This window comes from Serratia sp. CY33802, assembly GCF_052169095.1.
Classification (GTDB): Bacteria; Pseudomonadota; Gammaproteobacteria; order Enterobacterales; family Enterobacteriaceae; genus Serratia; species Serratia bockelmannii.
On sequence record NZ_JBJNLL010000001.1, the window covers coordinates 1,334,735 to 1,356,355 of the forward strand.

Annotated in this window: 19 protein-coding genes; 11 read left to right on the forward strand and 8 right to left on the reverse strand. The window is 61.8% G+C overall.

The genetic code is table 11. From position 1 onward, the window contains the following. Nucleotides 1-3: 3 nt before the first annotated feature. Both ACJ8HA_RS06205 and ACJ8HA_RS06210 read right to left on the reverse strand, forming a co-directional pair. Nucleotides 4-1,059, reverse strand: coding sequence for a P1 family peptidase (locus ACJ8HA_RS06205; protein ID WP_025302749.1), 1,056 nt, complete (start codon nt 1,057-1,059; stop codon nt 4-6). Between the two features lie 98 nt (nt 1,060-1,157). Next, entirely contained in the window at nt 1,158-1,904 is a 747-nt protein-coding gene (locus ACJ8HA_RS06210; RefSeq protein WP_197812654.1) for a sulfite exporter TauE/SafE family protein, read from the reverse strand. A 107-nt stretch (nt 1,905-2,011) separates the two neighbouring features. On the opposite strand from ACJ8HA_RS06210, the gene ACJ8HA_RS06215 reads away from it, so the two are divergent. Further along, nucleotides 2,012-2,893 (forward strand): LysR substrate-binding domain-containing protein, encoded by an 882-nt coding sequence (locus ACJ8HA_RS06215; protein WP_442515263.1) that lies wholly within the window; start codon nt 2,012-2,014, stop codon nt 2,891-2,893. Nucleotides 2,894-2,899: 6 nt separating this feature from the next. On the opposite strand, the gene ACJ8HA_RS06220 is transcribed toward ACJ8HA_RS06215, so the two are convergent. From ACJ8HA_RS06220 to ACJ8HA_RS06235, 4 genes are all read right to left on the reverse strand, one after another. Then, nucleotides 2,900-6,469, reverse strand: a complete 3,570-nt coding sequence (locus tag ACJ8HA_RS06220) for a molybdopterin cofactor-binding domain-containing protein (protein ID WP_060447209.1) — start codon at nt 6,467-6,469, stop codon at nt 2,900-2,902. Beyond that, a complete protein-coding gene (locus ACJ8HA_RS06225) occupies nt 6,462-7,004 on the reverse strand; it encodes a (2Fe-2S)-binding protein (RefSeq protein ID WP_033640422.1) in 543 nt (180 codons plus the stop codon). The genes ACJ8HA_RS06220 and ACJ8HA_RS06225 overlap by 8 nt, the downstream gene beginning before the upstream one ends. Nucleotides 7,005-7,089: 85 nt before the next feature. Beyond that, nucleotides 7,090-7,563: a MarR family winged helix-turn-helix transcriptional regulator gene (locus ACJ8HA_RS06230; protein WP_043143235.1), complete on the reverse strand. Its 474-nt coding sequence runs from the start codon at nt 7,561-7,563 to the stop codon at nt 7,090-7,092. A gap of 66 nt (nt 7,564-7,629) precedes the next feature. Further along, nucleotides 7,630-8,688, reverse strand: a complete 1,059-nt coding sequence (locus ACJ8HA_RS06235) for a 2,5-dihydroxypyridine 5,6-dioxygenase (RefSeq protein WP_025302742.1) — start codon at nt 8,686-8,688, stop codon at nt 7,630-7,632. A 326-nt stretch (nt 8,689-9,014) separates the two neighbouring features. Here ACJ8HA_RS06235 and ACJ8HA_RS06240 point away from each other — a divergent pair, with 326 nt between their 5' ends. The 5 genes from ACJ8HA_RS06240 to ACJ8HA_RS06260 all read left to right on the forward strand — a co-directional run bounded on the left by ACJ8HA_RS06240 (nt 9,015) and on the right by ACJ8HA_RS06260 (nt 13,817). Further along, nucleotides 9,015-10,166 carry an FAD-dependent monooxygenase gene (locus ACJ8HA_RS06240; RefSeq protein ID WP_033645813.1) on the forward strand — a complete coding sequence of 384 codons (1,152 nt, stop codon included), beginning with the start codon at nt 9,015-9,017 and terminating at the stop codon, nt 10,164-10,166. Next, nucleotides 10,163-10,957, forward strand: a complete 795-nt coding sequence (locus ACJ8HA_RS06245; RefSeq protein ID WP_049207178.1) for an alpha/beta fold hydrolase — start codon at nt 10,163-10,165, stop codon at nt 10,955-10,957. Before ACJ8HA_RS06240 ends, ACJ8HA_RS06245 begins: the two co-directional genes overlap by 4 nt. 15 nt (nt 10,958-10,972) lie before the next feature. Then, nucleotides 10,973-11,725 (forward strand): maleate cis-trans isomerase family protein, encoded by a 753-nt coding sequence (locus ACJ8HA_RS06250; protein ID WP_015377793.1) that lies wholly within the window; start codon nt 10,973-10,975, stop codon nt 11,723-11,725. A gap of 9 nt (nt 11,726-11,734) precedes the next feature. Beyond that, nucleotides 11,735-12,364, forward strand: a complete 630-nt coding sequence (locus ACJ8HA_RS06255; RefSeq protein WP_025302739.1) for an N-carbamoylsarcosine amidohydrolase — start codon at nt 11,735-11,737, stop codon at nt 12,362-12,364. A 142-nt stretch (nt 12,365-12,506) separates the two neighbouring features. Continuing rightward, nucleotides 12,507-13,817 (forward strand): MFS transporter, encoded by a 1,311-nt coding sequence (locus ACJ8HA_RS06260; protein WP_004938595.1) that lies wholly within the window; start codon nt 12,507-12,509, stop codon nt 13,815-13,817. A gap of 127 nt (nt 13,818-13,944) precedes the next feature. Here the strand turns inward: ACJ8HA_RS06260 and ACJ8HA_RS06265 are convergent, their stop codons facing one another. Further along, nucleotides 13,945-15,360 (reverse strand): aldehyde dehydrogenase family protein, encoded by a 1,416-nt coding sequence (locus tag ACJ8HA_RS06265; RefSeq protein WP_025302738.1) that lies wholly within the window; start codon nt 15,358-15,360, stop codon nt 13,945-13,947. A 105-nt stretch (nt 15,361-15,465) separates the two neighbouring features. Here ACJ8HA_RS06265 and ACJ8HA_RS06270 point away from each other — a divergent pair, with 105 nt between their 5' ends. Next, the gene (locus ACJ8HA_RS06270; RefSeq protein ID WP_025302737.1) at nt 15,466-16,362 is read left to right on the forward strand and encodes a LysR family transcriptional regulator; all 897 of its coding nucleotides are present in this window, start codon (nt 15,466-15,468) and stop codon (nt 16,360-16,362) included. 107 nt (nt 16,363-16,469) lie between these two features. On the opposite strand, the gene dcp is transcribed toward ACJ8HA_RS06270, so the two are convergent. Further along, nucleotides 16,470-18,671: a peptidyl-dipeptidase Dcp gene (gene dcp / locus ACJ8HA_RS06275; RefSeq protein WP_197812661.1), complete on the reverse strand. Its 2,202-nt coding sequence runs from the start codon at nt 18,669-18,671 to the stop codon at nt 16,470-16,472. A gap of 300 nt (nt 18,672-18,971) precedes the next feature. On the opposite strand from dcp, the gene ACJ8HA_RS06280 reads away from it, so the two are divergent. From ACJ8HA_RS06280 to ACJ8HA_RS06295, 4 genes are all read left to right on the forward strand, one after another. Beyond that, nucleotides 18,972-19,262 carry a hypothetical protein gene (locus ACJ8HA_RS06280; RefSeq protein WP_049208108.1) on the forward strand — a complete coding sequence of 97 codons (291 nt, stop codon included), beginning with the start codon at nt 18,972-18,974 and terminating at the stop codon, nt 19,260-19,262. After that, on the forward strand, nt 19,259-19,546 hold the full coding sequence (locus tag ACJ8HA_RS06285; RefSeq protein ID WP_125460888.1) for an E492 group microcin: 288 nt from the start codon (nt 19,259-19,261) through the stop codon (nt 19,544-19,546). The genes ACJ8HA_RS06280 and ACJ8HA_RS06285 overlap by 4 nt, the downstream gene beginning before the upstream one ends. A gap of 78 nt (nt 19,547-19,624) precedes the next feature. Continuing rightward, the gene (locus ACJ8HA_RS06290; protein WP_025302734.1) at nt 19,625-21,151 is read left to right on the forward strand and encodes a hypothetical protein; all 1,527 of its coding nucleotides are present in this window, start codon (nt 19,625-19,627) and stop codon (nt 21,149-21,151) included. 18 nt (nt 21,152-21,169) lie between these two features. Then, the gene (locus tag ACJ8HA_RS06295) at nt 21,170-21,619 is read left to right on the forward strand and encodes a toxin-activating lysine-acyltransferase (protein WP_025302733.1); all 450 of its coding nucleotides are present in this window, start codon (nt 21,170-21,172) and stop codon (nt 21,617-21,619) included. Nucleotides 21,620-21,621: the final 2 nt, after the last annotated feature.

Consider the following 21,621-nt stretch of genomic DNA (forward strand, 5'->3'; position numbering starts at 1 on the left):
TATTCAATTTGCCGCCAGCCGATCGAGCAGCGGGCCCAACGCCATACGCGCGTGCTGCTGGAAACCGCTAACGCCTTCGGCGCTCAGCAACGCATCCAATACTGCGTATTCGGTGGCATCCGCGGCCGCCGCAAACAGCGGCTCCAGCCGTTCGTCCGGCAGCGTGGCCCCCAGCAACCGGGTGGAGAACGCCAGCGCGATGTCGCCGGAGCCGTGCCCCCAATGGCTGCCCACCCGCCCCAGACCCGCGCCCGCTCGGCGGGCGATACGGTTCAGTTGCCGGCTGTCCAGCGCCCGATCGCAGGCGATGATGATAATGACCGAACCGGCGTCCACCTGCGGCGGTGGGTCCGCCAGCAGCTTGCCCAGCGCCGGGCCGACGCGCACGCCGCTCAGCGTCAACGAGTCGAGGGTACCGAAGTTGGCCAGCACCAGCACGCCGAGCGTGGTGCCAAGCCCCGGGCAATAACGCGAGGCGGTGCCGATGCCGCCCTTCAGGCCGAAGCTGCTCATGCCGCGCCCGGCGCCGACGCTGCCGCGCGCAAAGCGGGTGGAATGGTTATCCAGCGCGCTGAAGACGTGCTCCTCACGCACCGCCATCGCCTGAATATCGTTGAGGTAGCCGTCGTTGCACTCCAGCACCAGCGGGTTGATGGTGGCGCTGCCGCGGCCGATCTGCGGGTAGCGCAAGCAGCTGCGCCGCACCATGGCGTTGAACAGCGTGCCGACGGCGAAGGTGTTGCTCAGCAGGATCGGCGTTTGCAACTCCCCCAGCTCATTCAATTGCACCAATCCCAGCGGCTTGGCGAAGCCATTGAGCACCGCGCTGCCGCACGGCAACGGTTGGTTGAACAGATCGCCCGGCGGCACGATGGCGGTGACGCCGGTCTGGCATTCGCCGTCGGCCAAGGTGTGATGCCCGACGCTGACGCCCGGCACGTCACACAGGCTGTCTGTCGGCCCGGCCGGATAGCGCGCGCCCGGCAGGCGGCGATGGCGCCGCCAATAGCTCAGCAGATTGTCGAGGCTTTGTTGTTCAAACACCTGGCTGTCAATCATGGTTCCCTCATCCGCCGTTAGCCCATCAGAAAACCAGAATATCGCGCAATGCGCCGCGCCGTAAATTGAAAGCCGAAGGCGCAGGTAAAATTTACCGCCTAATGCATCCCCCGCCACACAATCTCCGCCCCCAACACCAATAGCCCGCTAAAAAAGCCGCGGCGAAAAATCAGCGGGCTGCTGTGACGACGCACGATCCCACCCAACCACATGCCGCCCAGCGCCGGCAACAGCGCCAGCAGCGAGCCGCCGAGCAACGCGCCGGGCAGCGCCTGATGCCAGGCTAATCCGGCGGCCAGCGCCAGCGTCGAGACGGTGAACGACAGCCCCAGCGCCTGTACCAGATCGTCACGCGCCAGGCCCAATGCGTTCAGATAGGGCACCGCCGGTATGACGAATACGCCGGTGGCGCCGGTCAGCACGCCGGTCACCAGGCCGCACAGCGGCCCCAACCAAGGCTCTGCCGTGGCGGAAACGCGCCAATCGAAACGGGTGAATCCCAACAGCGCATAGCCGATCAGGCAAACGCCCAGCGCCAGCGGCGCCAGGCGACCGTCGGTGGCGGTGAGCGCGCCGGCGCTCAGCAACGTGCCCAGCGTGACGCACAGCATCATCGGCCAGAGCCGGCGGCACAGCGCCCCCAACCTCGGCCCGCACAGCAACTGCCACAGATTGGTGATCAACGAGGGTAACAGCAGCAGCGCGGCGGCCTGCCCCGGCGGCATCATCAGGCTGAGCAGCCCCATCGAGACCGTCGGCAACCCCAGACCGATCGCCCCTTTGACCGTGCCGGCCAGCGTAAAAATGCCCGTCAGGGCGATAATCTCGAGTAACGTCAGCGACATGCGTCTATCCTTATGGCGAATCAACGGCCCGATTGTGGCCGGCGCCGCGCCGCGGCACAATGCGGCAATGGCAGAGTCTGCCTGCGGCAAAGACAGAGGAAGAACGCATGCATTTTGACTTTATCGATCTGCGGCTGTTGGTGGCGGTGCTCGAGACCGGCAGCATCACCGCCGGCGGCGAGCGCGTCGGGCTGTCGCTGGCCGCCGCCAGCGCCCGCATGCGCGGGCTGGAACAACAGGCCGGCGTGGCGCTGTTGACGCGCAATCCGCGCGGCGTCCAGGCGACGCCGGCCGGTGAGCGCCTGTTGCAACACGCGCGCGTGCTGCTGCAACAGCGCGACCGGCTGCGGGGTGATATGGCCGAGTTCGCGCCGGGCCAGCGCAGCCAGCTGCGCATCGTCGCCAATACCGTCGCCGCCGACGCTTTTCTGCCGGAGCTGTTGGCGGATTTTCTGGTGCTGCACCCGCACACCGACATCGCGCTGGAGGAGCTGCCCAGCCCGGCCATCGCGCAGGCGATCGCCGAACGGGCGGCGGATATCGGCATCGTGGCGGACCACGCCGATCTGCGTGGGCTGGCAAGTTACCCTTTTCGCCAGGATCGTCTGGTGCTGGCGCTGCCTCCGGGGCATGCGCTCAGCGGCCGCCGCACGCTCAGCTTTGCGGACGCCCTGCCTTTTGATTTCATCGGCCTGCCGGAAGAGAGTGCGCTGCAACAGCATCTGGAACAGCTGGCGATACGCAGCGGCGGCCCGATGCGGCTGCGGGCGCGTGCGGCTAATTTCGACGCCATCTGCCGCATGGTGCTGCGCGGCGCCGGGCTGGCGGTGGTGCCGGAAGAGAGCGCCCAACGCCATCCGGAGATCCGACACGGCGCCCTGCCGCTGACGGACGAGTGGGCAACCCGGCGTCTGTCGATCGTGGTACGTGACCTGGCGCAGCTGCCGCTGCCGGCGCAGCGGCTGGTGGCGTTCCTGCGCCAAGCCTGAGGCGGCTCAGTGCGTGCCCGGCTCTGCGCGCAGCCGCGCCACCTGAGCCTCCACGTCGCGCCAGGCCGGTTTGTCGCCGGCATAGCGTTGGCGCAGATAATTCACCAGCGCCGTCACCTGCCGATCGGAAAAGCTGTCCTTAAAGCCCGGCATAAAGCCCAATTCGGCGGTGGCCGGCTTGGGGATCCCTTGCAGGATCACCTTGATCAGGTTATCGGGGCGATCGCTGAAGATATTGGTGTTATTGGCCAGATCCGGGCTGACGCCGAACAGCTGCGGCCCGCCGGCGGCGGCGCTGTGGCAGGCCTGGCAAGCGCCCTGGAACAACCGCTCGCCCGCCAGTTGACCCGCAGGCAACGCGCGGGCCGCCAACTGCGCCTGCGGTTCCACATTCAGCGTCGCCTTGGCGCTCAGCGACATCACATAGTTGGCCATCGCCCGCAGATCGCTCTGCGGCAACGTCGCCAGTTCGCTGACCACCGGCCCCATAGGCCCGGCCGCCACGCCGTGCTCGGCGGAATGCCCGGTGCGGAAGTACTGAAACAGCTGCTCCTCAGTCCAGGGCTTGTCCGCATTGGCCAATTGATTCAGCGCCGGCGCTTCCCACCCGTCCACCATCCCTCCCGCCAGGAAGGCCGCGCCGCCCTTTTCCGCCCCCAGCAGATTACGCGGCGAATGGCAGGCGGCGCAGTGGCCAAGGCCGTTGACCAGATAGGCGCCGCGGTTCCACTGCGCGCTTTGCTGCGGATCGGGTTGATATTCCCCCTGGCGCAGGAATAGCGCGTTCCAGCCCGCCATCAGCGGCCGCAGGTTAAACGGGAAGCGCATCTGATTGGCCGGATTGCTCTGGCGCACCGCCGGTTGCGACATCAGATAAGCGTACAGCGCCTGCATGTCGCCGTCGGTCATTTTACTGAAGGCGGTGTAAGGAAATGCCGGATAGAGGTGGCGGCCGTCGCGGGCGATGCCCTGACGCATCGCCCGATCGAATGCGGTAAACGACCAGTTGCCGATGCCGGTTGCCACGTCCGGGGTAATGTTGGTGCTGTAGAGCGTGCCGAACGGCGTCGCCATCGCCAACCCACCGGCGTTGGTCGCCCCTTCCGACGCGGTATGGCAAACCGCGCAGTCTCCGGCGGCGGCCAACTGACGGCCGCGCTCCAGCGTGGCGGCCGACCAGGTGCCGGCGCCAGGCGTCGCCACCGGCGCGATCTCCGTCCGCCATGGCAAGGCGCTGCCGGCGATGCCCAGCACCGCGCCGAACAGCCCCGCCGCGCCGCCGAACCACCATTTACCGCGTTTCTTTTTCTTGGGAGGCGCGTCCTGCCGCTCGGCATCCGGCCCGTTCAGGGCCTCACGCAGCTTGTCCGAGGTGATCGGCAGCTCGCGAAAACGAATGCCGGTGGCGTCGAACACCGCGTTGGCGATGGCCGCCGCGCTGGGCACCGACGCCGACTCCCCGGCGCCCAGCGGCGGATCGTAAGGGCGCGGCATCATCACCACGTCCACCTCCGGCACCTCCGGGAAGGTCAGGATCGGGTAAGCCCCCCACTCTTTGGCGGAGACCGTCGATTCCTCAAAGGTCACGCGCTCTTTCAACACCCGGCTGGTCGATTGCAACACGTTGCCATGGATTTGGTGACGCACGCCGTCCGGGTTAACCATCATGCCCGCGTCGTGGCCGACCACGATGCGCGTTACCGCCACTTCGCCGCTGGCTTTGTCGATCGCCACGTCGGCCACCCAGGCGGCCCAGGCCGCGCCAAAGCCGGGAAACTTGCTGTGGATGTAACGGGCGTAGGCAAAGCCGCGCCCGCGCAGCACGCCGTCTTCCGCCGGGGTCTGCATCGGTTCGGTATGCGGCGTCCAGCCGGCGCGTTCTGCGGTGCTGCGCATCAGTTCACTGGCGCGTTCATCATGGATGTAGCGCAGCCGATACTCCAGCGGATCGACGCCGGCGGCGTGGGCCAGCTCATCGATATAAGACTCGTGGGCGAAGGTGTTGGGCAAGGCGGAAACGCCGCGCATCCAGGAGGCGCGCACGATCGGCGCCATGTCCTCGATGCTGACGCGCAGCGACGGATATTCGTATGGCGGCACCGAGGTGCGGTCGCCCATTTCATAGGCCACCGGCAGCGGCTCAACCCGGCCGGTCAGCAACAGCGCCAGCGTCGGCGCGCCGTTGGAAGGATAATAGGTGCGAAAATCGTAGGCGACCGGGTGCCCGGCGGCGTCCAGCCCGCCGTCCACCTCCATCAGTTGCGCCGTGCCCTTCGGTTCCCACACATGCTCTTGCTCGCGGGTCAGCTGCACCCGCACCGGCCGGCCCACCGCCCGCGACAGCAGCGCCGCGTCGGCGCAGACGTCATCGGCGCAATTGCGGCCATAGCAGCCGGCCGCCTCCATGCGAACGATCTCGATCTGCGCTTCCGGGTATTCCAGCAGCCAGGCCAGATCGGCGCGCAGCAGGTGCGGATTCTGGCTGCCTGACCAGACCTGCAGGCGCTCCGGCCGATAGTCCGCCAGCGCGCAGGAAGGGCCTATCGAGGCATGCAGCTGATACGGCCACAGGTAGCTGCGGGTGAAGCGCCTGTCGGCCGCCGCCAGAGCCGCGTCCACATCGCCGGTATCGTGCACCACCCGGGTCGAGTGCGGATTGTCGCGCAGCGCCTGCGCCACGTCGGTCATCTGCGGCAAATTGCGGCGCCAGTCTTTCCAACTGACCTGCAGCGCCTGTGCCGCCTTGATCGCCTGCTCTTCGCGCTCGGCGACGATGCCGATGAAATCGCCGATCACCACCAGTTTGACGATGCCGGGAATATGCGCGATCGAGGTTTCGTCCACCGCCAGCAGGCTGGTGCCGACAAATTCGCCGCTGTCGTAGCCGGCATAGGGCGGCCGCACCACCCGGCCGTGCAGCATGTTCGGCAGGCGCATATCGTGTACGTAGGTGGTTTCGCCGGTCGCCTTGGCCGGAATATCGACGCGCGCGGTGCTGGTGCCCACCAGGCGATACTCCGCCTGCGGTTTCAGCGGCGCGTCGCCGGAAATCGACAGCTCGACATGACCGCCGGCCACCAGCTCGGCGTAGCTGAGCGCCTGCCCCTGCGGGCTGCGGATCACGCCCTCCTCCAGCGTCAGCTGTTCCACCGGCGCATCGAAGCGCTGCGCCGCCTGGCGCAACAGCCAACGGCGCGCTTCGGCGGCGGCGTTGCGCAGCGGCACGGCGGAGATCTGCAGCGTGGCGCTGGCGATGGTGGCGCCCTGATTCGGCGCGCGCTCGGTATCGCCCAACACCATTTGCACCTGATCCATGCGCAGGTACAGCTCTTCGGCGACGATCTGCCCGAGCGCGGTGCGCACGCCGGTGCCAAGATCGACATGGCCGTTAAAGGCATAGATTTCGCCGCTGCCGCACAGGGCGATAAACAGCCCCTGCTCTTTGGGCTTCAGCACCGGCGTTTGCCCTTTGGGCACCAGTCCCGGCGGCGGTTGCACGCTGTCGACGATCAGCAGCACGCCGTCGCGCTGCAGCAAGTCGGCCTGGCTCGGCGATGGGACACGGGAATCAGTCATGGGCGTGGGCGTCCTCATCGCGGCAGAGAATGATGGCGCGCTGAACCGCACGCAGGATTTCGAGATGGGTGCCGCAGCGGCACAGGTTGCCGGACAGCGCCTGACGGATCTCCGCCTCGCTCGGGGCGGGATTACGATCCAACAGGGCTTTGGTGGTCATGATCATGCCATTGAGACAGTAGCCGCATTGCGCCGCCTGCTCTTCGATAAAGGCACGCTGCACCGGGTGCGGGCGCTGGCGATCGCCAAGGCCTTCCAGGGTCACGATCGCCCGGCCGGACACGCCGAGCGCCGGGATCACGCAGGAACGCGCCGCCACGCCGTCGATCAACACAGTACACGCACCGCATTCGCCCAGACCGCAGCCGTATTTCGGGCCGTTGAGCGCCAGATCGTTGCGCAGTACCAGCAAGAGCGGCGTATCCGCCATCACCTGCGCATGAAGCTGTTCGCCGTTCACCGACAGCATCAGCGGATGCTCCGTCAGCGTGGTTTTCGCGCCGTCCCTGGGTGATTGCACTTCAGATATCGCCATTGTTCGCGTCTCCGCCTGCACGTGATGATCTTATGGGCTGGCCTCTCGCCGCCGACCACCAGGCAACCGACGTTGCGCGGGCGAATCAGCCGGTGGGCGGATCTTCCAGCATTTTATTCAGCAGGAATATCAGCGCTATCCGTTCGGCCGGGTTCAGCGTACCGAACGTCAGTTCTGTGATTTTCGCCGCCTGCGGCACCGTTTCCGCCAGCAGCGCGCCGCCGGCGTCGGTGAGGCCGACCACCACCTTGCGCCGATCGATCGGATCCGGCGTTACCGTGATCAGATCGCGCGCCTTCAGCCGTTCGACGATGCCGCGGATGGTGGCCTGATCCACCGCCGTCACCTGCACCAGCTCGGTCAGCGAGCTCGGCCCCATATCGCGCACCGCGCACAGGGTGATGAACTGCACCGCCGTCAGCTGCGAATCGCCGACGTTTTGCTGGAAAATCGCCACGTGGCGCTGATAAACCTTGCGCAGCAGGTGCCCGACTTGCTCGGTAAAATGATAATTTTCAGGTTGGCCGCTCACGGCTGACGGGTATTCGGGGGGCGTCATTGCGTTACTCTCACCATCTATGGAATCCACGAGAATAGTACAAACCCCCGCCGTTGGCAGCAACGATTACGCCCGGCGCACGCGCGACGCTTCCGGCGCCACCACTTCCCCGTCCGCCACCACCGTTTGCCCGTCGAGGCGAATGTCGCAGCGGCGCAGTGCGATATCCATATGGCAAGGCGTTTTGCGCGTGCCGCCCACTTCGGTGTTCGGCCCGGTGGAGAACAGGAAGTTGCCGTAGAACGCGCGCGCGTCCATGCACATGCCGTCGTTCTTGTCGTGCAGACCCATCGCCGTCCACTGGGCGCGCGGCTGCAGACCCCAGCCGATGTGCGAGATGCCGTACACCTCCGGATCGTCGAAGTATTTCATGTATTCGCGCAGGTATTCCGCCTCGAAGCCGCCGTGAATGCGAGTAACGAACCCTTGTTCGATCTCCAGCGTGATGCGTTCACGCGCATAGCTTTTGAACGGCAGCAAGATATCGCCGACCTCCAGCACCAGCACCCCTTCCGCCTGCTCCTCATTCGGCCAGGTGAACAGGAAACCGCTCGGCCAGTGATCCCAGCGCCCCGGTTCATCGGCATAGCCGTACTCGGTCACCGTCGGGTATTGCCCCAGCGGCGCGCGGAAATCGCTGCCGGCGGCGGAGGTCACCTGCATCAGCTTCGCCTGCTCCAGCACGGCGGCGGCGGCCAGCACCCGCGCCTTGTCCTCCGCGTTGGGCAACATGCGCGCCAGCACCTCCGGCGGCTCCACCGCCAGCAGGATGCGGGTGCCAGTTTTCAGGATCTGTTCCTGCTCCGGCGAATGCAGCAGCATCATGGTATCGACGATCAGGTCGGCGGCCTCCAGCGCACGCTGCGCCGCCAGATTGCCGGTCAGCGCGGTATCGCCGCAATAGGCGGTCATGTCGTTGCCCATCGCTCGCGGATGGTTGAACGCCGGCAGTTCGACGGCATACACCTTGGCGCCCAGCCGCAGCGCTGCGTCGGTCGCGGCGCGCACCGTGCGCGCATCGGAATAATGGCTTTTCAAAATCGCCACGCTCTGCGAAGCATCAACCTTCGACAGCGTAAGCACCTGCTCGAACAGCTGTACCAACTGGGTTTCATTGACCGCCATGGCCTGTCTCCTGTCTCGTCAAGGGTGACCGACGCCCGCAAGGCGGCGGTGATTTTTCAAACAATTTAAAGTGAACACACTCATTTTATCTAAGTCAAAAAAGCAAAGGAAAGCAAGCTGCGAATATCCACCATAAGAAAGTCCTATTTCATCCCGCATCAATCCTGTGATTAACATGAGCTTAACAGTAATACGCCGTCAATTAGCGTGAGCGAGATCTGATTTAACACTTTTGCAACTTTGCGTTATCTAGCGCATACACTATAAATCGATCGTCCAGCCACGCGTTGGGCCTACGCTGAAAAAAGCCAACAGACAGGGGAAACATGATGAGCAAACAACCACGCATCGCCGTCGTCGGCGCCGGGCTGGGGGGCGCCGCCGCCGCCGGGCTGCTGCAAAAAGCCGGCTTTACCGTCGATCTGTATGAACAGAGCCCGGCGTTCTCACGCCTTGGCGCCGGCATTCACATGGGGCCGAACGTACTGAAGATTTTCCGCCGTCTCGGTATTGAGCAGCGGTTGGAGCAGATGGCGTCTCATCCCGATTTCTGGTTCAGCCGCGACGCCGAAAGCGGCGACTACCTGTCGCGCATCGAACTGGGCGCCTTCGCCCGCCGGGAGTACGGCGCCGCCTATGTGACGGTGCACCGCGGCGATTTGCAGGCGTTGCAGCTCTCCGCGCTGCAGCCCGGCACCCTGCACTTCGGCAAATGCCTGAGCAAAATTGAAGATCGCGGTGACGAGGTGGTGCTGAACTTCGTCGACGGCACCTCGGCCCACGCCGACATCGTGATCGGCGCCGACGGCATCAATTCGCGCATTCGTGAGCACCTGCTGGGCGCTGAAGCGCCGACCTACAGCGGCTGGGTGGCCCACCGCGCGCTGATCCGCGGCGAGAAGCTGGCGAAATACAACCTGACGTTCGAAGACTGCGTGAAGTGGTGGTCGGCGGATCGCCATCTGATGGTCTACTACACCACCCAACGGCGCGACGAGTATTACTACGTCAGCGGCGTGCCGCACCCGGCCTGGGATTTCCAGGGCAGCTTCATCGACAGCAGCCGCGAAGAGATGTTCGAGACCTTCGCCGGCTACCACCCGATCGTGCAGGCGCTGATCGAATCCAGCGAGCAGGTCACCAAATGGCCATTGCTGAACCGCAAACCGCTGCCGCTGTGGAGCGAAGGCCGTCTGGTGCTGCTCGGCGACGCCTGCCACCCGATGAAACCGCACATGGCGCAGGGCGCGGCGATGGCGATCGAAGACGCCGCCATGCTGACCCGCTGCCTGCAGGAAACCGGCCTCGGCGACTACCGCACCGCCTTCCAGCTGTATGAAGCCAACCGCAAGGAGCGCGCCTCCCGGGTGCAGGCGGTGTCCAACGCCAACACCTTCCTGCGCACCCAGGAAGATCCGGCCTGGGTCTACGGCTACGACCTGTACGCGCAAGCGCTGAAATCGGAGAACGCCGCATGAGCACCTTCCTCTACGGCGCCCACGTTCACGCCAACGACATTCGCCAACACTATCTGCGCTACGGCGGCCACGGCCCGGCGCTGATCCTGGTCCCCGGCATCACCAGCCCGGCGATCACCTGGGGCTTCGTCGCCGAGCGGCTGGGGGAAAAATACGACGTCTACGTGCTCGACGTGCGCGGCCGCGGTCTGTCGTCCAGCGGCCCGGAACTGGCTTATGACGCAGAGACCTGCGCGCAGGACGTCAACGCCTTCGCCGCTGCGTTGAACCTGGGCAGTTACGCCCTGCTCGGCCATTCGATGGGCGCCCGCTTCGCCCTGCGCGCCGCCGCTCTGCAGCCCGCCGGCGTGCGGCGGCTGGTGCTGGTCGATCCGCCGGTTTCCGGCCCCGGCCGCCGCGCCTATCCCGGCCAATGGCCGTGGTACGCCGACTCCATCCGGCAGTCGCTGCCGGGCATGAGCGCCGAGCAGATGCGCGCCTTTTGCCCAACCTGGAGCGAAGAGCAGCGCCGGCTGCGCGCCGAGTGGCTGCACACCTGCTACGAGCCGGCGATCCAACGCGCCTACGACGATTTTCATCAGGTGGACAGCCACCGTGACTACCCGCTGCTGACCATGCCGACGCTGCTGATGGCCGCGGGCAAAGGCGGCGTCATTCAGCCCGAAGACCGGGCAGAGATCCGCGCGCTACAGCCGGAGATCGCCATCGTCGAGGTCGAGAACGCCGGACACATGATCCCGTGGGACGATTTCGACGGCTTCTTCCGCGCCCTGGGCGTTTTTCTGGATTAACTGAGGAACACCGACATGAGCAACCACTACCGCATCGGCCAGATCGTGCCCAGCTCCAACACCACAATGGAAACCGAGATCCCGGCGATGCTGGGCGCGCGCCAGCTGATACGCCCGGAGCGTTTCACTTTTCACTCCAGCCGCATGCGCATGAAACACGTCAATAAAGAAGAATTGGCGGCGATGGACGCCGAGTCCGATCGCTGCGCGCTGGAGCTGTCCGACGCGCGGGTCGACGTGCTCGGCTACGCCTGCCTGGTGGCCATCATGGCGATGGGGCTGGGCTATCACCGCGAATCGCAGGCCCGGCTGGCGCAGGTGACGAAAGACAATCAGGCCGCCGCGCCGGTTATCAGCAGCGCCGGCGCGCTGGTCAACGGCCTGAAGGTGATCGGCGCCAAACGCATCGCGCTGGTGGCACCCTACATGAAACCGCTGACCCAGCTGGTGGTGGACTACATCCAGCACGAAGGCATCGAGGTCAAGGTGTGGCGCGCGCTGGAGATCCCGGACAACCTCGAGGTCGGCCGGCACGATCCGGCCAGGCTGCCGGGGATCGTCGCCGAGATGGATTTACGCGAGGTCGATGCTATCGTGCTGTCCGCCTGCGTGCAGATGCCTTCTCTGCCGGCCGTCCCAACGGTAGAGGCCCAAACCGGCAAACCGGTGATCACCGCCGCCATCGCCACCACTTACGCGATGCTGACCGCGCTGGAGCTGGAACCGATCGTCCCCGGCGCCGGCGCCCTGCTGTCCGGCGCCTATTGAGGAGGCAGAATGAACGACACCCTCAGCGACAACTACCGCGGCGTCTGGGGCCAGCGCATCGGCTTCGGCCGGCGCCCGGCGCTGCTGGCGATCGATTTTATGCAGGCCTACACCACCGAAGGCGCGCCGCTGTTCGCGCCGGGCGTGGTGAGCGCGGTCGAGGAAAGCCGCGAGCTGCTGGCCTGCGCGCGCCGAACGGGAATTCCGGTGATCCACACCCATATCCGCTATCATGCAGGCCATTTTGCCGATGGCGGCCTGTGGGTGAAGAAAGCGCCGGTGATGAAAGACATGGTGGCGGGCAACCCGCTGGCGGCGTTCTGCCCGCCGGTGGCGCCGCTGGCCGATGAGGTGGTGCTGAGCAAGCAATACGCCAGCGCCTTCTTCGGCACCGCGCTGGCGCCGCTGCTGGTGGCGCAAGGGATCGACACGCTGCTGATGATCGGCTGCTCCACCAGCGGCTGCATCCGCGCCAGCGCGGTGGACGCGGTGCAGCACGGCTTCCGCGCCATGGTGGTGCGCGAGTGCGTCGGCGATCGTCACCCCGACCCGCACGAAGCCAACCTGTTCGACATCGACAGCAAATACGGCGACGTGGTGCACAAACGGGAGGCGCTCGACTACCTGAACCGGTTATGAGTCAACGATTCACCTGCAACGACAATAACGAAGGCGCAGACAGCGCCTCACGCGACCGCCCGAAACAGGGCGGCGTCCATGCAACGCAAACACAACAGGCGCCTCCTGCGGAGGCCAACACGCACCACCTGGAGACAACATCATGGCCATTGTCGACACCCCGCTGGCGGGGAAAGCGGACGCAGAATCGCTGCTGCTGTACCGCAAAATCACCTGGAAACTGATCCCGTTTCTTTGCCTGTGTTACCTGGCGGCCTACCTCGATCGCATCAACGTAGGGCTGGCCAAGCTGCAGATGGCCGACGCGCTGCAGCTGAGCGAAGCGGCCTTTGGTCTGGGCGCCGGGCTGTTCTTCGTCGGCTATATTCTGTTCGAGGTGCCGAGCAACCTGATCCTGCAGCGCGTCGGCGCCAAGATGTGGATTGCCCGTATCATGATCACCTGGGGGCTGCTGTCCACCGCCACCATGTTCGTCACCACGCCGACCCAGTTCTACGTCATTCGCTTTCTGCTCGGCGTGGCGGAGGCCGGTTTCCTGCCCGGCGTGCTCTTTTACCTGACGCTGTGGTTCCCGACCTATCGCCGCGGCCGCATCATCGCGCTGTTCATGATCGGCCTGCCGCTCTCCAGCGTGATCGGCGGGCCGCTCTCCGGCTGGATCATGGGCCATTTCGACATGCGCCACGGGCTGCACGGCTGGCAGTGGCTGTTTTTGCTGGAGGGCATTCCCAGCGTGCTGTTGGGCGTGCTGACCTTCTGGCTATTGCCTAACACTTATCAGCAGGCCAAGTGGCTGACGCCCGAGGAAAAACAGCGCATCGCCGACGATCTGGCGCGCGACGACGCCGAGGCCGATCACGGCAAGCACAGCTTCCGCGACGGCTTCTTCAACCTGAAGGTGTGGATGCTCGGCGGCATCGACTTCGCTATTCTGCTCAGCGCCTACGCCATGGGCTTTTGGATGCCGACCTTCATCAAAACCGCCGGCGTTACCGACATCACCACCATCGGTTACCTGACGGCGATCCCCAGCGTCGCCGCCCTGCTCGGCATGCTGCTGATCGGCAGCAGTTCCGACCGGCTGCGCGAACGGCGCTGGCATATCATCGTGCCGTTTATCGTCGGCGCGCTGGCGATGGCCGGCAGCACCTTCTTCACCCACAATGCGCTGGCCACGGTGCTGCTGTTCTCCATCGCCCAGGCGGCAATCATCGGCGCGGTGCCGGTGTTCTTCAGCCTGCCGGCCACCTTCCTGCGCGGCACAGCGGCGGCGACCGGCTTCGCGCTGGCCTGTTCGCTGGCCAACATCGCTGGGCTGGTGAGCAATTCGCTGATGGGGCTGGCGCTGGATCTGACCGGCAAGAGCGGTGGCGCGCTCTGGGCCTTCGCCGGCTGCCTGCTGCTCAGCTCGCTGCTGGTGGTGGCCCTGCCGGCCAAGGTGGTGAACCGCTGAGCGTTAATAGAAAGGGAAAAGGCGCAAGACAATGACAATGATGATAACGGACCGTTGTCTGCTTTGATTCTTGCGCCGTTTTCACCCCCCACAACACGGCATGTCAATAACGACGATGGGCTCTGGGTTACCCCACCAACAACGTTTTTGCTTCCAGATAGGCCTGCATCCCCCATTTGCCCATCTCGCGCCCCAGCCCGGACTGTTTGAAACCGCCAAACGGCGCTTTAGGTTCATGATCCAACGTGTTCAGCAGAACACGCCCGGAGTCAATCTGCTGCGCCACCCGCACCCCGCGTTCGCGATCGCCGCTTAACACCAGCGCACTCAGCCCGTAGGCGGTGTCGTTGGCGATCGCAAGCGCTTCGGCCTCATTGTCGTAAGGGATGATCACCAGCACCGGACCAAAAATTTCTTCCCGGGCAATGCGCATCCGGTTATTGCCCGCAAATACCGTAGGCTTCACGCACCAGCCTTTATCCATACCCGATGGACGGCCAACGCCGCCAACCAACAATGTCGCCCCTTCTTCCTCGCCCAAGCGGATATAATCCTGCACCCGTTGCCACTGTTTTTGGCTCACCATCGGGCCGATTTCCGTATTTTCATCGCGCGGATCGCCCGACCGGACTTTGCCTACCGCGTCGGCAATCGCCTGTTCAAACTCCGCCTGACGGCTGCGCGGCACCAGAATTCGCGTGCCTGCAATGCAGGCCTGGCCGCTATTCATAAAACCGGCGGCAAGCGCCAAAGGCACGGCCTGCATGACATCCGCATCGTCCAGGATCAGCGTCGGCGATTTGCCCCCCAGTTCCAATGTCACCCGTTTCAGCGATTCTGCACCGCTTTCTACGATATGTTTGCCCACCGCCGTGGAACCGGTAAACGAGATCTTGGCAATATCGGGATGTCGATTAATGACCTCACCCACCACCTCGCCTCGCCCGGTGATAATGTTAAATACCCCGGCAGGAATGCCCGCATCGTGCAACGCTTCGGTGATGACCCGCGTTTGCATCGCGCTCATTTCGCTGGGCTTGATCACCGCGGTGCACCCTGCCGCCATCGCCGTCGCCAGTTTGTTGCAGATAAACCCGGCATCGCTGTTCCATGGCGTAATCAGCCCGGCGACGCCGACAGGCGTCATGATGACCTGCGCCTTACCCGCCTGTTCCGTAAACTCGAAATTTTCCAGCGCGTCGATCGCCTGAGCTATCGCGTCCGCCGGGTAGCTGGCCATCCAGCGCCCACGAATTTTGGGCGCGCCATATTCCATCACGACTGCGTCCATCAGCTCATCTTCACGGGCCATAACCGCTTTGTGCATACGGCGCAATACGGCAAGGCGTTCCGCCTTACTGGTCTTGGACCAGTAAGGAAATGCGGCCTTGGCTGCGGCAATCGCCCGCTCGGCATCCACCTCGTCCGCCAGACGCACAGTGCCAATCACGTCTTCTGTCGCCGGGTTAAACAGCGTGAAGCGTTCTTCACCGTGGGGTGTCACGAATTCACCGTTGATATAAATGCTGTCAATTTTTTGCATGGTGCGCTCCACATGTTCCGATTAGTCAAACGAGTATAGAAACAGATGATCAATACGATAAGTAGGTCTATCCTGTACGAACTGTACCGATAATCGGGATAATCTATGCATCGCAGTGGACTGACAGAGTTGGAAGTCGTGTTGGCGGTGGCGCAGCGACAAAGCTTTCGCGCCGCCGCACGGCAATTAGGCATGTCGGCCACCGCCGTCAGCAATGCGGTGGCCGGGTTGGAAAGCCGCCTGAAAATACGTCTGTTTAACCGTTCGACCCGCAGCGTGGCCCTGACGCCGGCGGGCGCGCGTTATGTAGAACGAATCGCCCCCGCTCTGGCCGAGATTCGGCGTGCATCAGAAGAGATCGCCACCCAACCCGACGCGCCAACCGGCACGCTGCGCATCAGCGCACCGCAGGAGTGCGTCTCCCTGCTCTACGAACCGTTGATCGAAACGTATTTGCGGCGTTACCCGCAAATGCGGCTCGATATCACCAGCGAATCAAGAATGGTGGACATTGTGGCGGAAGGTTACGACGCGGGGATCCGTTTGGCGGAGTCCGTCCCGCAGGACATGATCGCCGTGGAGCTAACGGGAGATATCCGCATGTTGGTGGTCGCTACACCAGACTATTTCGCTGAACATGGCATACCGCAATCGCCGGAGGATCTGTTACGGCACAAAAGCGTCGGGATGCGTATGTCACACGGAGGGATTTACCATTGGGAATTGGAACGCCACCAACAGAAACTTCGAGTCAACGTACCGCCGCGCATTGTATTGAATGAAATGCGCGCCATTCATCGTGCCGCATTGAGCGGTGTGGGGATTGCCTTCGTTTCAGATTGGTTTGCCCGTGAAGATATCGCATCAGGTCGACTTATTAGCGTACTGGACGAATGGTGCCCAGCTTTCGGCGGATTGCGTCTCTATTATCCCGGCAGACGACATGTTCCTCCGGGGCTCAAGGCATTTATCGATTTGGTGCATGAAATTCAGGCCAGGTAGCTTGTCTTCTCTCTGTCGACCAGAAAACGGCACCGCCAAACGTCGGAATGCGACCGGCATTTGGCGTGCCGTTGGTTTACTCACTCTCCTTGTTCATACCCTCGGGACTATTCGTCCTTCAGCCCGCGGTTGATCAGCATCGGTTCGATGCTCGGCTCTTTGCCGCGCCAGTCGATGTACAGCTTCTCCAGATCCTGGCTGTTGCCGCGCGACAGGATCATGTCGCGGAAGCGCTGGCCGTTTTCGGCGGTCAGGCCACCGTGCTCGGTGAACCACTGGAAGGCGTCGTCCGCCAGCATTTCCGTCCACAGATAGGCGTAATAGCCCGCGGCGTAGCCGTTACCCCAGATGTGCTGGAAATAGCTGGAACGGTAGCGCGGCGGCACGTAGCCGAGATCGACCTTGTCTTTTTGCAGCGACTCGGCCTCGAACTTGTCCACGTCTTGCTGCGGCTGGTCGGCGGTCAGCATGTGCCAGTGCATGTCCAGCAGCGCGGCGGACAGCAGCTCGGTCATGCTGTAGCCCTTGTTGAACTTGTCGGCCTTCTTGATCTTGTCGACCAGTTCCTGCGGCATCGCCTCGCCGGTCTGATAATGCTTGGCGAAGTGGCTGAACACTTTCGGATCGCTGACCCAGTGCTCGTTGAACTGCGACGGGAACTCGACGAAATCGCGCGCGGTGTTGGTACCCGACAGGCTCGGGTATTCCTGATCGGCGAACATACCGTGCAGCGCGTGGCCGAACTCGTGGAACATGGTGATCACGTCGTCATACGACAGCAGCGCCGGCTGCCCCGGCGCCGGTTTGGTGAAGTTGGCGACGTTGTAGATCACCGGCTTGGTGCCGTTGAGCTTCGACTGATCGACGAAGTTGCTCATCCAGGCGCCGCCGCCCTTGTTGTCGCGCTTGAAGTAGTCGGTGTAGAACAGCGCCAGCGATTTGCCGTCCTTGTCGAACACTTCATACACCTTAACGTCCGGCTGGTAGACCGGAATGTCCTTGCGTTCTTTGAAACTGATGCCGTACAGCAGGTTGGCGGCGTAAAACACGCCGTTGTTCAGCACGTTGTTCAGCTCGAAGTAAGGTTTGATCTGCGATTCGTCCAGATCGTACTTGGCCTTGCGCACCTGTTCGGCGTAGAACTGCCAGTCCCAGGCCTGCACCTTGAAGTCGCCTTTCTGCTGATCGATCACCGCCTGAATGTCTTTGGCTTCACGCTCGGCGCGCGCGGTGGCCGCCGGCACGATGTTGCGCATAAAGCTCAAGGCGGCATCCGGCGTCTTGGCCATCTGGTTTTGCAGCTTCCAGGCGGCGTAGTTCGGGTAGCCCAACAGCTTGGCCTGCTCGGCGCGTACCTTGGCCAGACGGGAAAGGGTCTGGCGGGTATCGTTGCCGTCGCCCTTCTCCGCGCGCGTCCAGGAGGCGTCGAACAGCGCTTGGCGGGTGTCGCGATCTTTCAGGCTCTGCAGCAGCGGCTGCTGGGTGGTGTTCTGCAGCACCAACAGCCACTGTTTCTCCAGCTTGCGCTCGGCGGCCGCCTGCGCTGCCGCGGCCAGCTCACCTTCGGACAGACCGTCCAGTTTCGCCTGGTCGGTTATCGCCAGCGCGCCGTTTTTGCTCGCCGCCAGCAGTTTGTTGGTGAACTGGGTGCTCAGCGTCGCTGCTTCCTGGTTCAGCGCCTTCAGCTTGGCCTTGTCGGCGTCCGACAGGTTGGCGCCCGCCAGCTCGAAGTTCTTGTAGGTCACTTCCACCAGCCGGCGCGATTCCGGATCCAGCTTCAGCGCATCGCGATCCTGATAGATGGCCTTGATGCGCGCGAACAGCTTGCCGTTGAGCATGATGTCGTCGTTCAGCGCCGCCAGCATCGGCGAGGTTTCTTCATCCAGCTTCTGCAGCGCATCGCTGGTGTTGGCCGAGGTCATGGCGCCGAACACGTTCATCACCCGCGTCAGCAGCGAACCGGCCTGCTCCAGCGCCACGAAGGTATTCTTGAAGTTGGGCTTGGCCGGGTTGTTGGCGATCTTCTCCACCTCTTCCCGCTTTTGCTTGATGCCCGCCTCGATCGCCGGCGCGTAGTCGCTTTCCTTGATCAGGTTGAACGGCGGCGCCTGGAACGGCAGACGGCTTTGATAGAAGAACGGGTTTTGGGTCTTTTGCTTGTCGTGCTGATTGGCTTCACCGGTCACGGTAGCCTCCTTCGCCTGGCCGCTGGGCAGGGCACTATGGTCGGCGTGAGGTTGGGTTTCTGCTGCCTGTGCCTGCGAGCCCAGCGCCATGCCGATCGCCAGCACCAATGTGGATAAACGCATCAAATCGAAACTCCTCCATGTTCACGGAATAAGGTCTCGGGGAATGGCTCCCTCAGAGTCATCACCTAGCTTAGGCGCAGTTGGCAGTTTGAGCAAAAACAAGTGATTAGAAGTTAACCGCCTCGCCGACCGCGGCCAAACGCTTCTTTGACATCTTTATTTTTCATCATCGACATATAGTCACAAAAGGTAATCATTTTATGATTAATTAATTCAATACCATGATAAATAAAGAGGAATCATAAAATACCCTGTTGACTTATCAGGTTACCCAATGTAACTTGATGTAAATTTTGATTAATGGAGCTAATCAAATTGCACCTTATAACGGAAATAGTTCTTATTGTCATTTTCATCCTCATTATCAGTGCGATCTATAAAAACGCGAAGAAAAAAGGCGTGCGCACGTACCACATCGTTATGCTGTTCTTGATATTTCCCCTTGCCGTATTTTTAGACTACTGCCTGCAGCGCCAGGCGATCCTTTTGGATACGGCCGCCCTTAAAACCACGGCCAGTTATGGTTTGCCGATGGCGATTATTTTTTCGCTTGTTTTATCTATCACCTCTCGCAAGAAGGAGTTTAAATGAGAGCCTTAACGGAAGTTGAATTGTCATGTATTAACGGATCTGACGGCAACGATTCTTATAATCCGACTTCGCTCATTGTCGGTAGCCTGAGCACAATAGCGAAATTACCCACCCCCGTATCCTTAGCCGTGGGCGTCGGGACGGAAATAGCTATTCAAGCCGCACCACACATGCCGGTTAACGTTGCTATTCCACAGGTTCCTATGGGCCCAACCTGGAATGGCAGTGGCGGTGGCCGCCCTTCACCTTCGTCTTCACTTTCAACACCGGATTCATCAAATTAAAAAAACAGTCTTATTATTCCTTGTGCAATAAGGCCGGGATTTAACTTACTCTGCACCAATAAAAATAACGATTAAAAAATGACAAAGCTCGCCATGCTTCACGAAAGCTTGATCCCTTTCGTCGCAAAAAAGACAGGTTCTCAATTACTCTGGCACAATGCATTAAGCCCTGCTGAACAAGACGAACTGAAAAAAGAGACCAGCTATCTCATCGAAGAAAATAATCGCCATGCTATTTTTGATGATGGTACGCCGCGCTTAAATGATGAAAAAGTCTTTTTCGCCGAACGTTATGGCGGCGGCGCTATTTCGCGCAACGGCGGCGGAGCACGCTGTGGCTTTGATGGGCGTTGGCAGGTTAAAGGTATTGGGGCTAATGCGTTAGTCGGTCAAGGGGCAAAGCATGTCGATGGCGAGTTGACGATGACCGGCGCAGTATTGGAGGCATTATGGGGGAACGTCATGGCCAAACTGCTGCCTTACGGTGCCGTGCCCAATAAGGCGATCTTGGTGACCGATAGCCCCTTAGCCGCCATCTCTCCTGAATCGGCGAGAAGTCCCCATAACCGCAAGGCGTTGCTGGTGCGTGAGCCCGTCGTGCGCCCTGCACATTTTTGCCGCGCACCCTACTATCATCCTCATGATGCGATGCAAAGGCAGCCTTCGGATATTCAGCGGGTCGAAAAGCTGATTGTCGCCGCGCCGGCTTTTCTGCCTCGTCCCCCGGAGTTTGACGCCGCAAGCTGGTTGGCATTGCCCCAGGAAGAACAAGCATTCTACGGGCTCTGCGAGCTTGCCCGGCGTCTCGCGACGCAGATCGCGTACTGCCGCACCCGGCATTTGGTGATGATGACCTCACCCTCCAATTGCGATATGGCCGGTAGGCTGCTGGACTTTCATGGTGTTCGCAGTGTTTTTCCCGCAGAACGTCGCGATCCCGGGCGCAGCTACATTCAACACAACAAGCTCAATGAAGACGCCCCTTTGTTGCTGAGAGGCTTGCAAGATCTCGCTTTTTATTTAGCCAAGCATCAATTCGGCCCGGCATTTCTCGCGGCAGCGCACCAAGGCATCGGTGCGGCCTTCAACATGGCCTATAAACGAGCCTGCCTGCTGGATAATCTCGGTATGGCGGGTTTTGACCCTGCATTTTTACAACGCCTGCCTCTCACCGCCGAGTGGTTCTCCTTAGGCGAACGCTTGCAAAAAATGTTCGATTTGGCTCCCGGCGTCTTTACCCGTCGACAAGGTCTTGGCCTGGGGAATGCTCATCCGGCGATTGCCCTATTGCACCGGCTCATCGACGCACCCGTAAGGGTTCCCGCCGAACAACAGGGTACGACCGCGGAGGAGAGATTTTCTCTGGCGTTCCGTCGGTTATACGCGCAATACCTTCAGGAAACATCAGCAGCTCAAACCTCCGCCGGATTACAACTGGCGATGAAGCAGACCGTCACCAGAAGGTTGGGTTCCCGCACGTTCATGCGCCGTGAAGTGATTTTTCAAGAAATTTCCGGCTGGCGCGGCGAAGTCAGCGAGATCACCGAACAATTGCAAACCTATCTCGACCGTTTCGAGCGCCAGGCGATCAACGTATTACAATAACAACGCTGAGGATATTTCGTGAGTTTTATCAAAGAAAACCAGCAGGGTAAAAGTAGGTTCAGTCAATACGAGAGCCTGGGCTTCGCCGTTAACTGTATGTTGATGAATAAAAATTACAGTTTGTACCATATAAAAACGTTGCAGCTATGGACTCAGGAAGCGATTAATCAAAACCAATTTAAAATATTATTCGACCATTTGGATAACCCGATAGGGTATATAACCTGGGCCTACCTGAGAGATGAGACGCTGAGTCGATTTATTAACGATCCGCAGTTTCTTCTCCATAACTCAGAATGGGATGAGGGCGGTACGCTGTGTATTTTAGATTTTTGCTGCAAGCCAGGCAGCGCGCATTTATGTTTGGAACACCTTAAAAGAGTTCACCCCATCGTAGAACGCCGCACGGTTGTGTGGCGCTCCCGCCGAACGGGCAGACTGATGACTGTAAAAAATAAAGAAAAATAATT